This window comes from Arachnia propionica, from assembly GCF_037055325.1.
Classification (GTDB): Bacteria; Actinomycetota; Actinomycetes; order Propionibacteriales; family Propionibacteriaceae; genus Arachnia.
In genome coordinates, this window is record NZ_CP146373.1 from 863,773 (window position 1) to 876,693 (window position 12,921).

Genomic DNA, 12,921 nt, shown 5'->3' on the forward strand with positions numbered 1-12,921 from the left:
ACGGCCTCAAACGGCATGGGAGAACACCGTCCTGCCCTCGCTGAGTTCCACCTCGTCCAGTCGCACTCGAACCGCCCGGCCAGGTTCACGTCCATCCGCGGGCAGTTTCGCCTCCACCGCCGGATCGGCGATCTGGAAGGTTCCCATCCCGGACCTCGGATTGACATCGATGAGGACCGCATCGAAGACCTCACCCACCCGTGTCTGGAGAACCAGTGCCTCTGCCAGGTCCACCACCGCGTGTTCCCAGGCTCGGGCTCGCCGGTTACTGGCAGCCATCAGCTCCGGCAACCCAGTGAGGTGCTCGCGCGCCCACCCGGGAACCGGTTCTCCCTGCCCGATGCTCACGCAGATCTCAGACGCAAAACGATCCACCAGTCGCCGCAAGGGTGCGGTGACATGGGTGTAATGGGCCGCCAGGGCAGCGTGTCCCAGGTCATCTTCGGGCAGTGAACCATCGAAACTTCGGTAACCGGCGCCCCGGAACAGCGAGGCACAGCGGGCGAGCACCGCAAGCTCCGCGGGCTCCCCCGGTTCCAGCCCCCGGACGAAATCCGGGTATGACTGCGCGACGGGCCAGTCGACCCCCAAAGCCTCAGCGCTGAGACGGAGACGATCGACCGCCTCGGGAGCGGCGGCCGGCAGGGTTCTCAGGATCCCGACCGCTGCGCCCACCATGAGTTCGGCCGCAGCCATACCGGTCAGGAGCGAGACCTGGGCGTTGTGTCTTTCCACCGGTAGCGGGGAGCGAAACCTCGTCCGCCATGTTCCGTTCTCCGCGATGATCTCCTGTCCGGGAAGGTTGAGGGAAACGCCCCCGCGTTCAACCTCGAGGCGTTCCCGCAGCGCGCCGACAACGGGCAGCAGTGCGACGCTCGGATGCGCCCGGCCCGCATTCAGGTCTGCCTGAACCTCGTCGTAGGAGAGCTTCGCATACGAGCGAACCAAGGCCCATTCGACTCCCACCCCGATGGGCTCCCCGTCGGCATCCAGGTCGTGGGTCCACAGCACCGCCGGACGAGGCCTGCCATCGGCCAGCAGCGATCCGACTCCCTCCGAAAAGGAATCGGGATACAACGGCACCTTGGCCCCGGGCGCGTACAACGTTTCTCCGCGTCGCCTAGCCTCAGCCTCCAGGGAAGATCCCGGTCTCGCCCATGCCGTGACATCCGCAATGGCATAGTAGACCCGATATCCTGCCCCTCTCCGTTCGATCCGGACGGCCTGATCCAGATCCTTCGAGGATGCGGGATCAACGGTGACGAGCTCCACTACAGTCCGGTCGGAGTGCCTCGGAAAACCAGGAGGGTCTTTCCGGAGATACTCCGCCTCGGCGAGCACGTCACCGGGGAAGCTGGTCGGCACCTCCAGTCTGCTGCGAAGCAACTCGAGTCCTTCAACAACAGCGTGGGGAATCTCCGGGGAGACCTTGAGTTCACGCCGTGGCATCAAAGTCCCGAATCAGCAGTCCGGACAAGGATCCGATCGCACTCGACGCATCTGAGTACCTCGTTCTGAGGGGCCTTGCGATACACGTCGAGATCCGAGATGGTGAGTTCGAGCTGGCACCCGCTGCACCGACCGCGATGCAGTCGAGCTGCCCCAAGACCCCTGTGCGTCCGGATTTTCTCGTAGAGGGCGAGCAGCGGGGCAGGAACCTTTTCGGCCTCAGAGGCCCGACTGGCAGCGGCGGCTTTGGCCTCCGTACTCAATTTGCTGACCTCGGCGTCGCGAACAGCAACCTCGGCACGCAACATCTCCTCGACCTCTTTCTTCCGAGTGGCCAGTTCATCACGTTCCGCTGTGGTCTCCTCGAGCTGCCCCATCAGATCGAGTTCGGCATCCTCCAATTCAATTATCCGCCGCTTGATGCGCTCCACCTCTTCCGTGAGCCCGCGCAACACCTTCGGGTCCGTGACGGATCCGTCCTCAGCCCGTTTGTTTTCCCTGTCCAACCGGGTTCTCACCGGCACCAGATCAGATTCCGCCCGGCGCACAGAGAGCTCCAGATCCCCCACGCGGGTGGTGACGGCCACCAGGTCGTCGGTGACGGCCTGCCGATTCCTCATCAATTCAGCGATGCGGGCGTGTTGTGGCAGCTTCTTGGCGGTGTGCTGCAAACGCCCGATCTCAGAGTCAAGTTCAGCAAGGGTGAGCAGGCGCTGCTGGTCAGCGGGGTCTGCGAGCATGAGTTTCCTCCCAACGTTCTGGAACGCAAATCTACCGGGGATCTAGACTCTTGACCCATGAGCACAGAGCAGGTAGACAGCCACGAGGCGAAAGATCGCACAGACAACCGGAAGTCCCCCTACTCGGAGGCCTTCAAGAAGTTCATCGTCTCGGGTTGGGCTCCCTACTCAGAGACACCGCCCGAGCGGCTGGCAGCCGCCGACTGGACTCCCGCACGCTGGACCTCCCTGCGTGAGGCCTTCCCCGGCGCAACCCTCGTGGTCCCTGCCGGGCCGTACAAGGTGCGCTCCAACGACTGTGACTATCGGTTCCGTCCCCACTCCACCTTCGCCTGGGTGACGGGGCTGGGTGAGGACCGGGAACCCGACGCGGTCGCCGTGGTCTCCCCCGACGATGTCTGTCTGTACTTCCGTCCCCGCTGCCCCAGGACGGATGAAGAGTTCTACGCCTCCAGCCGTTACGGAGAGATGTGGGTAGGTCAGCGCGACTCGTTGGAGGAGATGGCCGCCCGAGTCGGTTTCCCCTGCAGGGATCTGCGCCAGCTGAGGGATGACCTTTCCGGGATCGCCGGGCTGCGTGTGGTGCGCGAGAGCGATCCGGAGATCACCGCCATGATCGACGAGCTGCGTAGCGGCCAAGCCCAGGAAGCAGACACCGAGTTGTTCCGCACACTCTCCGAGCTGCGCCTGGTCAAGGACGATTTCGAGGTCAATGAATTGCGCCGTGCCTGCGATGCCACCCGGGTGGGTTTCGAGGCGGTGGCCCGCGAGCTTCCGGACGCCGTGGCAGGCGGTCGCGGTGAACGTTGGGTGGAGGGAGTCTTCGGTCTGCACGCTCGCCACCTGGGAAACAACGTCGGCTACGACACCATCTCCGCGGGCGGTGATCACGCCAATACTCTCCACTGGATCCGCAACGACGGAGACATCCTGAATGGCGACCTGTTGCTGCTGGACGCCGGGGTCGAGGTCAATTCGCTGTATACGGCAGACGTGACCCGCACGCTGCCGGTCAACGGCCACTACACCGACGCGCAGCGCCGTGTCTACGAGGCGGTCTTGGCCGCCCAGGAGGCCGGTATCGCGGCCTGCAGGGCGGGCAACGGCTTCTTGGATCCGCACCGTGCTGCCATCCGAGTGATCGCCGAGTTCCTGGCGGAGATCGGTGTGCTGCCCTGCTCGGTCGAGGAAACCCTCGCCGACGACGGAGGATATCACCGGCGTTGGATGGTGCACGGCACGTCGCATCATCTGGGTCTGGATGTCCACGACTGTGCCGCCGCCCGCCGGGAGAAGTACCGCGACGCCGAGCTGTTGCCGGGCATGGTGATTACGGTGGAACCAGGTCTCTACTTCAAGTCGGCCGATCTTCTCGTGCCCGAGGAGTACCGGGGCATCGGGGTGCGCATCGAGGATGACATCCTCGTCACTGAGGGAGATCCTGAGAACTTGTCGGCTTCACTGCCCCGCGCGAGCAGGGATGTGGAGGCCTGGCTGGCGCGACTGAGGAAGTGAGTGCCCGCCTCGGTGGGAGTCACCCCGTCGAGGCGAGCTTTTCTCGCATTCGGATCTGAATCTCGTCAGTCATCCGGAAGCTCTTTCTTGGTTTGGCGGGCCACCCGTTCCATGAATGCACGCAGCAGATTCGCCGTGGTGTCCGGAGCGGCCACCGTGACCTGGTGGGACGCCTCGGGGATCACGGAAAGCTGGGCCCCGGGCACAGTTTCTGCGACCAGTTCCTGACCCACGATCGGCGTCGAGCTGTCACGCTCTCCTGCGATGAGGAGGAGCGGGCATCGAATGTCTGCCAGGTCGGCTCGCACATCGTGATGCGCCAGGCAACGGCAGAGCTGAGCATAGGAATGATCGTCAGCCGCAGCCAGGCCCTCCATGATGGTGGTCGTGACACGAGGGTTGGCTGCCTTGAACGTCGGGGTGAACCAACGTTTGGAGGTTTCCTCCAGCAGTTGTTGCGTACCTGCGGCCTCCACCTGTTCAGCCCGTTCGAACCACCTGTCGGGTTCCCCCACGGTGGCCGCCGAGCACAGCACTGCCACACCTGCCAGTTCGTCTGCATGGTCACGAGCCAGGTGCAGGCCGGTCGCCCCACCGATGGAGAGCCCTGCGAAAATCACGGGAAGTTCACCGATTCGTTCTCGAACTTCGTGAATCACGTGCATGATGGCCGAGGCGACGACGTCCAGGGTCGGCTCGTCCGCATCATCCCACACTTCGCTCAACGCGTGTCCGGGATAGTCGACGAACACCACTCGGGCATCATTGGTCAGCAGCTCCGCCACCTTCGCCCACTGATGTGAACAATTCCCGCCGAGGCTGGGGGCAACCACGAGGAGACGGTCGGCGCGGCTGGTGGGGTTGTACAGATCCCAGGTCAATTCCATGCACAGAACCCTACTCAGTCGATCCTGGTGGCCTTGCCACCGGGCCACGTGGCGAGCAACTCACGCGCCTGGCCCGCGACCTTATGTTCACACAGCACCTCATACCCGGTGGCAACTACCTGCCGCATCGAGTCAAAATCACGTCGTCCCCCGCTCAGCCCATACGCCAAGGCCGCGGAGAGCATCCCAAAAGTGACCCCGAGACCGAGCCCGGCGAAGAGCAGGGTCAGGAACGCGCTCTCACTTTGCATGAACAGGTAGAACATCAAACCCACGACGATCCCGGTGCCGAGTCCCGAGACAGCGCCCTGGACCAAGACGGAACCCCACGTGCGTCGTCCCGTCACCCGTTCCACCGATTTCAAGTTGGTTCCCACGATCATCAGGTTGGCCACCGCAAATTTCGAATCCGACAGGAAGTCAACCGCGGCCTGGGCCTCCTCGTAGGTGCGGTAACTCCCAACACGCTGAGGATAATCCAGCTCAAACAACCTGTTGGTGGAGACGATGGGGACGAATCGTCGCGGCGGAACAGCGGGGGTCATCTTGGCTCCTGATCGGTGTCCGGCAAGCGTTCACACGTTGCCCAAGTGTAGATTCTTGTCCATGAGCGCCAAGGAATCAGCGGTTTTCATCTCCCGCCTGATCGGTCTGCCCGTGGTCGATGCAGCGGGTGATCAGGTAGGGCGCGTGAAGGACGTGGTTTTCCACTTGCGCACCGGAAACCTAGCACCCCGGGTACGCGGCCTGGCAGTTGAGTTATTCGCCCGACAACGGATCTTCGTTCCTATGATCCGAGTTCACAACATAACGGTCAACCAGGTGGCGATTCTCGGTCAGGTCGACACCCGTCGCTTCAGCAAACGTGAGACGGAGTGGCTCGTGGCCGCCGATCTGTTCGATCGTCCCGTCCCGCGAGATGTCCCGACCCACATCTACGACGTCTCCATGATTCAGGTGCGCAACCGCGAGTGGGAACTATTCCAGGTTGCCATCACGAGCCGCACCCGGGTGAGTCGCTTCGGATTCGGCGGTCGCCGCGTCACCGACATCATTCAGTGGAACCAGGTTCCAGACCTGGTGTTGACGACCGGACGTTCCCCGGAACACTTGGTGGCGAAGTTCTCCGACATGAAGCCCGCGGACATCGCCCAGGAGCTACACGACCTCGACCCGGATCGCCTGGTCGACGTCATCGATGCACTTGACGACGAAACTTTGGCGGAGGCTCTCGAGGAACTTCCCGGGGACGAACAGATCAAGATGATCTCGAGGTTGGAGACGAATCGTGCCGCCGATGTGCTGGCAGAGATGGACCCGGACGACGCCGCAGACCTCATCAAGGAACTCCCGGAGGCGGTCGCGGAGGACCTGCTCGAGCACATGGAACCGGAGGATGCCTCCGACGTGCGCCGGCTGCTGGTTTATGGCGAGTTCACAGCCGGCGGCATGATGACCCCGGAACCAGTGGTGCTGGGGACGGATGCGACGGTGGCAGAGGCCCTGGCCCACATCCGTGAGGAACAGCTGACCCCGGCCCTGGCCTCCATGGTGTTCGTCACCCGTCCCCCCTTGGAAACCCCGTCGGGCCGCTACGTGGGAGCAGTGCACTTCCAACAGCTGCTGCGGGCCGCCCCCACCTTGATGGTGGCGACGATGCTGGACCACAACCTGGAGCCCCTGAACCCCGACTCACCCCTGGCGCAGGTGTCGCGCTTCTTCGCCACCTACAACCTGGTGGTCGCCCCCGTGGTTGATTCCGACGGAGCACTCGTCGGAGCAGTCACCGTAGATGACGTCCTCGATCACATGCTGCCCGACGACTGGCGCGGCACCCAGATGGACGAGCCTGTGGAGGTGAACCATGGCTGAGCGCAGTCCCCTGTCGGAACCACGGTCGAGGCGGCGCCGACTGCTGCCGAAGGTGACTCTCGACTCGGAGGCTTTCGGCGAGTTCGCGGAGGCCGCCGCCCGTTTCATGGGAACCGGCAAATTCATCGCCTACATGACGGTTTTCGTCGGAGCATGGGTGATCTTCAACGTGGTCGGCATCTACGGTTTTTCCTGGGATCCCTACCCTTTCATCCTGCTGAACCTGTTCTTCTCGACGCAGGCCTCCTACTCGGCCCCCCTGATCCTGCTGGCGCAGAACCGGCAGGAGGTGCGAGACAAACTGAGCCTCGACGAGGACCGCCGTCTGGCAGCCCAGTCGCGGGCCGACATGGACTTCTTGGCCCGCGAGATCGCCGCCATCCGGATGCATCTCGGCGAGCTAACCACCCGCGACTTCGTACGCTCGGAGCTGCGGTTCGAACTGCGTGAACTCACAGAGCGTCTGGAACAGGCACTCAGCGAGAAGAGGGAGGAACCATGAGCGGACCACAGTCGATCAGCTGGTATTCCGTGGTGCTGCTCGCGGGGCACATGGTCATGGCGGTAGTGGCCACATGGTCGCTCTGGGTGCTCGGTTCAGGTTTCTGGGTCGGACTGGGCGCTGCCCTCCTGGCACTGATTGCCTACGGTTTCGTGTGGAGGCTTCGCTTGGCCCCCGCCGCACACAATCGTTTCACCTACCGGCAACGGCTGACCGTACACCTGATTCTCGGGCCCACCATCGTGGTGCTGGCAGTCCTCACATCCATCTGGTTACCAGCCCTGGCAGGTATCAGCATGGTCCTGCTGGGAGACGCCCTGGACTCCCGTACCGATAAGGAAGAGCTGGAAACCAGCTGAACTGTGCGGGAGTATGGAGGGGTGACGAACGAGAACCCCCTTCTTCCCTTGGTCCGAGCTGCTCTGCACACGGTCGAGGATCCCGAAATTCACCGCCCAATCACAGAGCTGGGCATGGTCGATGAAGTGACAGCCACCGACGATGGCCAGATCTTCATTCGAGTCCTACTGACCGTCCCCGGGTGCCCAATGCGTGCCGAGATAACCAGCCGCGTGACCGAGGCCGTGGGAGCCGTCGAAGGTGTCAGAGACGTGCGTGTCGAGCTCGGTGTGATGGATGAGGAGCAACGAGCCGCGATGCGACAAGTGCTGCGCGGTGGCCAACCGGAACGCGAGATCCCGTTCGCCAGGCCGGGAAATCTGACGAAGGTGATCGCAGTAGCTTCCGGCAAAGGCGGTGTTGGTAAGTCCTCAGTCACGGTGAACCTGGCCTTGGCCCTCGCGAAAGCAGGTCGTAGCGTCGCCATCCTCGATGCCGACATCTATGGCCACTCCGTGCCGGATCTCCTGGGTCTGGGTGATACACGTCCAACGGTCGTCGACGACATGATTCTGCCGGTCCCGGCAGCAGAAGGACTGAAGGTGATCTCGGTGGGCATGCTGAAACCCTCCCGGGATCAAGTAGTGGCTTGGCGTGGCCCCATCCTTGACCGAGCTCTCACCCAGCTGCTGGCCGATGTTTTCTGGGGGGATGTGGATTTCCTGCTTCTCGATCTTCCCCCGGGCACGGGAGACGTCGCGATGAGTCTGGGACAGAAAATCCCGAACTCCGAGGTCCTGGTAGTGACCACCCCACAGCTCGCTGCATCTGAGGTCTCGGAGCGGGCTGGAACGATGGCGCACATTCTCAAACAGAGGGTGCTCGGAGTGGTTGAGAACATGAGCTGGCTGGAGTTCACCGCTCCCGACACCGGGAAGTCCTACAGGATCGAACTCTTTGGCTCCGGAGGCGGCATCCTGGTAGCGGAAGCATTGAGCGAGCGCCTCGGATACGAGGTGCCGCTGCTGGCCCAGGTGCCCTTTGATGAAGCTCTCCTGCAAGGGGGCGACAGAGGAGAACCCCTCGTTCTTGGCGCCCCAGAGCATCCAGCCGCGCAAGCCTTGCTGAAGCTGGGTGAAGAGCTGGCAAATCGCAGCCGGAACCTTGTGGGGAAGATGCTTCCCGTGAGTCCAGCCTGATCAGGTCGCCTCTGGGTCATAGGGGGCCGCGAGAAGCGCGAGCGTTGCGGCGTCCGTTTCGATCATCGAATCGTTTGTCACCGCTGTCGAAGCTGTCGCTTCTGCAGCGGCCTTCACGGTGCTGCTCACTGTGGAGATCTCGCGTTTGGCCTCCTCAATGGCCGCGATCTCCTCGCGCATGTGTTTGGCAACGAATTTCTTGGGGTTGAGGTCTTCGAGCTTGAGGTCAGAGTATTCGGGGCCGAGTTCTTCACGCAGCTGTGTCTGGGCATTGTTCGCAATATTCCTGACTGCCACGAACACCCGGGCCGCCTTGCGCGCGAACATGGGGAGCTTCTCGGGGCCGAACATGACGACGCCGAGTATCAGAAGAAGGATCAGCTCGGAGGCGTCAATGTTGAACACACGCTCAGGCTACCCGTGACCAGGCTCTCAGCCAATCCCGACCAACCGCCCCAGGCCACTTCCCATGCGCTCCACAAAGCCGAACTTGTTCTCCTGCATCTGCGGGAGGGTCTTACATGCCTCGGCCATCAGAGTTCGTGGGCCGTTGGTGGCCACGGAGACCACGCCTTCGCCCACCTGCCAGACAGACACCTGAGGAAGTCCCGGAGAATCGTCAGAGATCCGGTTTCCGCCTGCCAGCACACCCAGGGTCCATGACACGCTCAGGGTACGGACGCCATCGGAATAGACCAGCCGCTGGTAGGACTTCTCTCCTTCTCCAGAACTGGCATGGGCCACCAGGGGAAGCCCCCCCAGCTCTAGTGGACACTCTGGCAGGCCCACGCACCATCCGGAAGTGCTGGCGCTGGATACGGATTCCATCGGGTAGGGCTGGGTGGAGGCCGTGGCTAGCTGTGCCGTTCCGATGCTTATCGTGACGAACCCGAAGACCAGTGTGGGGCTTCCAGCCATGTTGTATCGCTCCACCCACAGGGGAAGTCCCGTTTCGTCATCGAGCCACCAGCGGGCCACGAGATACCCGTCGCCATGCGCCTCGACAACGGAAGCGCTGCGCCCTGCAATGTCGTCCGAGCTCTGATAGGTGTAAAACTGCAGCCCGGTGCCGACAAGGGATGAGCAGCACCCCATCGTGGGGACGAACCACGAGAGGAAACGCTCCCCGGTTGCATCGAGAACCGTCAGGCTGGCTCCTTCACCTGCAACAACATCGACTTCCACGTCATTAGCCCGGTGAGAACCGTCTCCGTCCATGAGCCAGACCCGTTGCCGCCCGGAATAGGTAATGCTCTGACCGTTGTTACCGAGACGGGCCATCGCGTTGCTCTCGTCGATAGGCACTGCCGGACCGAGATTGATGGGGCGAGGAGACAGCTGCACGGCCGCCCCGGGACGGGCTCCTCGTTCACGCGCCCACTGGACGGCGCCAACGCCTTGACCGACATTGATCGTGGTGAGGGCCAGCGAGTACTGCTCACGCGCTGCCCTGACTGGGTCCCCTATGATCGTGGGTTCTTTCGCCAAGGCCAGCGAAAGCATCATCAACGTCGCGAGCGCGAGAGTCGCGGCCACGCTTCCTCTGAGTAGTCGCCAGCCGACGCTTCGACAGCGCGTTCCGTCCTCGGCGATCAGGTAGAGAGGCTGATCGCACTCATTTCCTGCGATGTCTTGAAGTCGTTCGGTCAAGGATTCTGGTAGAGGGGCTACCGCTTGGCAGGAACTCAGTCTGGAACGCACTCGCCGCAGTTCCTCGACGACAGATGCGCAGCGCGAGCACCGGATCAGGTGTTCACTGACCTGGTTGACGCGGCGTTCCGGCAACGTCTTATCGACGAACCCTGAAAGGTCGTCCTCGTAGCGGCGGCATTCGTTTCCCCGCACCTCCTATGACACCCCGAGGTATCGGGCATGGTCCTCGTTCGGTGCGCGGTGGGCAAGCGCATCGCGCAATTGTGCGCGTCCACGAGCGATCCGGCTGCGCACGGTGCCGAGCTTGATCCCCAACACCTGCGAGATCTCCTCGTAGCTCATTCCCTCGATATCGCAGAGCACAACGGCAACACGCTGCTCGGGTTTCAGAGCCGCCAGGGCACTCGCCACGTCTGCGTCCAAGGCCCCTTCCGTGTGGAGTTCCTCAGGGCTGCGGTCCTGTCCCCAGACGTGCTCGGGAGCGGAGCTGAGAGCATCCATGCGGATCCGCTGCCTACGCCGCGCAGAATCCAAGAACAGGTTGGTGGTGATGCGATGCAACCAGCCCTCGAGAGTGCCGGGCTGGAAGTTGTGGATTGACTTGAACACCCGAACGAACACGTCCTGGGTGAGGTCCTCGGCGTCGTGACGATTGCCGGTGAGCCGGTAGGCCAGCCTGTAGACCTGCGCCGAGTGATCCCGGACGAGTTCCGCCCACGTGGGCGCAACCCAGTCCGAATCGTTCGGTCTCGTCTTGTTGCGGAACACGCCTCGCCTCTCCATGGGAACAATCTGGCACTTCATCCTGTGAGGAACCTGTGCGTAAAGCCTTCCACACCTCCCCACAGCGCTCAACGGGCAGTGACAAAGTTTTGTTCCCAACGGGTTTTGCCACTGCTGGAATCCTTCGGGCCCCTGCAAAATTCCAGGGAAATGCTCAGAGTTGGGCGTCCAGAATCCTGAGGAAACGTTCCAAGAGTTCCGGAGCGACCTTTCCCATGGGGGGGCGGCACATCCCAACGTCGAAGCCGCAGCGGTTCAACGCTGCTTTGACCATCATCGTTCCCTGGGTGGCAAACACCCCTCGGAACACTGGCAGCAGCTGGGCGTTGAATTGCCGCGCTTGTTCGAGATTCCCCGCAACGAAGGCATCAAGAAGCGCTCGCACCTGAAGACCTGAGAAGTGCGTAGACGTCCCGACCACTCCGGCTCCCCCCACAGCCAACAAAGGAAGCAGGTAGGCGTCATCGCCCGCGTAATAGGTCAGCGTGCTGTTGGCGATCACCACCGAGGACGAGCAGATGTCTCCCTTGGCATCCTTGACCGCAGCGATCCTGGGATGGTCTGCCAAACGTATCAGGGAGGTCTCCGGAATTGGAATCCCGGCACGATGGGGGATGTCGTAGAGCATGATGGGCAGTTCACTGGCATCAGCCACAGCAAGGAAATGCTCCTCGAGAGCGTCGACAGGTGGTCTGGAATAGTAAGGGGTCACCACCAACAACCCATCGGCGCCAGCATCGGCGGCTTGTCTCGAGAGTTCAATCGTGTGGTGTGTGTCGAAGGTTCCGACCCCAGCCACAACTGACGCACGGTCCCCGACCGCTTCGATCACCGTACCGAGCAGCTCCCGTTTCTCCTCGTCGCTGGTGGTGGGCGACTCTCCGGTGGTTCCATTGATCACCAATCCGTCATGTCCTTGGCTGTCAACCAAGTGCTGGGCTAGCCGGGCCGCTTCTGTGAGATTCACTTTCCCGTCAGGCCCAAATGGGGTGATCATGGCGGTCAGCAGCCGCCCAAAAATAGGCTGTTCCGGACTTGCAGACATGGTTCAGGCCTCCTCGAAATTGACAAGGATTTCCTCGTCGTGGACGTTCCTCCGCCCAGTTCTCGTCAGTGTCACTGAGCCAATTCCCGATGATGTGGCTGCTGTGACGAACCTCATGCAGCAACCGGCTGCACCGAGCACCTGCCACGCACTGCTCAGGTCCTCGGCACTCGCCACATGACTCATGCGCTTTAGGATAGAGCTTCCACGGATAAGAGCATCGAACTGGGTAGAGTTGCCGTGTGACTCACATAGCTGATTCTCCCATTCCGGCACCGACGGCGGAGAGCTGGAGCTTCGCCGAGGCTCACTCCCCTCTTGCCGATGGCCTTCAGCAGGCCCGTTCGGAGGCCATTCAGGCCGGGCTCACACCGGTCAGTCCAGGCGTTGCGTCCACTCTCACTGTCCTTGCCAAGGCTGTGAATGCACGAACCGTGGTAGAGATCGGCACAGCCTTGGGTACCTCGGCGCTACCGCTGCTCGCTGGCATGACCTCCGACGGTGTACTGACGAGCATTGATTCCGAGGCGGACAATCAGCTTCCGGCACGAGTTTTCCTGAACGCTGCCGGCTACCCACCGTCGCGTTGTCGACTGATCGCAGGCACCCCGCTGGAGATACTGCCAAAACTACGGGACGGCGCCTACGACATCGTCTTCATCAATGGCGACAAACTGGAATATGTCGAGTACGTGGCCGCTGCCTTGCGTCTCCTGCGCTCGGGTGGGCTTCTCATCCTGCATGACGTGCTCTGGTACAACACCGTCGCCAACCCGGGCCGGGAAGGCGACGAGACGATCATCATCCGTGAGGCCCTTGACGCAGTGCAGGCGGCCGAGAGCTATACGACCACTCTGCTCACCGTGGGGAACGGGTTGCTGGTGGCCGTCAAGAACTGAGCGATCAGGATTCCCGCTCAAGCTGAGTGGCTGCCCGG

Annotated in this window: 15 protein-coding genes; 6 read left to right on the top strand and 9 right to left on the bottom strand. The window is 62.4% G+C overall.

Translation table 11 applies throughout. The annotated features are described in order from the left end of the window. Positions 1-6: 6 nt before the first annotated feature. Positions 7-1,449 carry an RNB domain-containing ribonuclease gene (locus V7R84_RS04080; protein ID WP_338572299.1) on the bottom strand — a complete coding sequence of 481 codons (1,443 nt, stop codon included), beginning with the start codon at positions 1,447-1,449 and terminating at the stop codon, positions 7-9. Continuing rightward, positions 1,449-2,189 carry a C4-type zinc ribbon domain-containing protein gene (locus V7R84_RS04085; protein ID WP_338572301.1) on the bottom strand — a complete coding sequence of 247 codons (741 nt, stop codon included), beginning with the start codon at positions 2,187-2,189 and terminating at the stop codon, positions 1,449-1,451. Before V7R84_RS04085 ends, V7R84_RS04080 begins: the two co-directional genes overlap by 1 nt. Positions 2,190-2,246: 57 nt before the next feature. Between V7R84_RS04085 and V7R84_RS04090 the strand changes: the two genes are divergently transcribed. Then, complete coding sequence (locus V7R84_RS04090) at positions 2,247-3,704, top strand: aminopeptidase P family protein (protein WP_338572304.1); 1,458 nt, start codon at positions 2,247-2,249, stop codon at positions 3,702-3,704. A gap of 65 nt (positions 3,705-3,769) precedes the next feature. Here the strand turns inward: V7R84_RS04090 and V7R84_RS04095 are convergent, their stop codons facing one another. Then, complete coding sequence (locus V7R84_RS04095; protein ID WP_338572306.1) at positions 3,770-4,591, bottom strand: alpha/beta fold hydrolase; 822 nt, start codon at positions 4,589-4,591, stop codon at positions 3,770-3,772. A gap of 14 nt (positions 4,592-4,605) precedes the next feature. Then, on the bottom strand, positions 4,606-5,136 hold the full coding sequence (locus tag V7R84_RS04100) for a general stress protein (protein ID WP_338572308.1): 531 nt from the start codon (positions 5,134-5,136) through the stop codon (positions 4,606-4,608). Between the two features lie 61 nt (positions 5,137-5,197). On the opposite strand from V7R84_RS04100, the gene V7R84_RS04105 reads away from it, so the two are divergent. The 4 genes from V7R84_RS04105 to V7R84_RS04120 are packed head-to-tail and all read left to right on the top strand — an operon-like array spanning position 5,198 to position 8,503. Continuing rightward, positions 5,198-6,463 carry a magnesium transporter MgtE N-terminal domain-containing protein gene (locus V7R84_RS04105; RefSeq protein WP_338572309.1) on the top strand — a complete coding sequence of 422 codons (1,266 nt, stop codon included), beginning with the start codon at positions 5,198-5,200 and terminating at the stop codon, positions 6,461-6,463. Continuing rightward, positions 6,456-6,965 (top strand): DUF1003 domain-containing protein, encoded by a 510-nt coding sequence (locus tag V7R84_RS04110; RefSeq protein ID WP_338572313.1) that lies wholly within the window; start codon positions 6,456-6,458, stop codon positions 6,963-6,965. Before V7R84_RS04105 ends, V7R84_RS04110 begins: the two co-directional genes overlap by 8 nt. Next, complete coding sequence (locus tag V7R84_RS04115) at positions 6,962-7,324, top strand: hypothetical protein (protein ID WP_338572315.1); 363 nt, start codon at positions 6,962-6,964, stop codon at positions 7,322-7,324. Before V7R84_RS04110 ends, V7R84_RS04115 begins: the two co-directional genes overlap by 4 nt. Positions 7,325-7,345: 21 nt before the next feature. Continuing rightward, positions 7,346-8,503 carry an Mrp/NBP35 family ATP-binding protein gene (locus V7R84_RS04120; protein WP_338572316.1) on the top strand — a complete coding sequence of 386 codons (1,158 nt, stop codon included), beginning with the start codon at positions 7,346-7,348 and terminating at the stop codon, positions 8,501-8,503. Here the strand turns inward: V7R84_RS04120 and V7R84_RS04125 are convergent, their stop codons facing one another. The 5 genes from V7R84_RS04125 to V7R84_RS04145 all read right to left on the bottom strand — a co-directional run bounded on the left by V7R84_RS04125 (position 8,504) and on the right by V7R84_RS04145 (position 12,170). After that, positions 8,504-8,908 carry a sec-independent translocase gene (locus V7R84_RS04125; RefSeq protein WP_338572319.1) on the bottom strand — a complete coding sequence of 135 codons (405 nt, stop codon included), beginning with the start codon at positions 8,906-8,908 and terminating at the stop codon, positions 8,504-8,506. A 27-nt stretch (positions 8,909-8,935) separates the two neighbouring features. Further along, positions 8,936-10,348, bottom strand: coding sequence for a zf-HC2 domain-containing protein (locus tag V7R84_RS04130; RefSeq protein ID WP_338572321.1), 1,413 nt, complete (start codon positions 10,346-10,348; stop codon positions 8,936-8,938). Between the two features lie 3 nt (positions 10,349-10,351). Then, complete coding sequence (sigE, locus tag V7R84_RS04135) at positions 10,352-10,939, bottom strand: RNA polymerase sigma factor SigE (RefSeq protein WP_338572324.1); 588 nt, start codon at positions 10,937-10,939, stop codon at positions 10,352-10,354. A gap of 154 nt (positions 10,940-11,093) precedes the next feature. Next, positions 11,094-11,984: a 4-hydroxy-tetrahydrodipicolinate synthase gene (gene dapA, locus V7R84_RS04140; protein ID WP_338572326.1), complete on the bottom strand. Its 891-nt coding sequence runs from the start codon at positions 11,982-11,984 to the stop codon at positions 11,094-11,096. A 3-nt stretch (positions 11,985-11,987) separates the two neighbouring features. Further along, complete coding sequence (locus V7R84_RS04145; protein WP_338572329.1) at positions 11,988-12,170, bottom strand: hypothetical protein; 183 nt, start codon at positions 12,168-12,170, stop codon at positions 11,988-11,990. 56 nt (positions 12,171-12,226) lie between these two features. Between V7R84_RS04145 and V7R84_RS04150 the strand changes: the two genes are divergently transcribed. Continuing rightward, positions 12,227-12,883 (top strand): O-methyltransferase, encoded by a 657-nt coding sequence (locus V7R84_RS04150; protein ID WP_338572331.1) that lies wholly within the window; start codon positions 12,227-12,229, stop codon positions 12,881-12,883. The last annotated feature ends 38 nt before the right edge of the window (positions 12,884-12,921 follow it).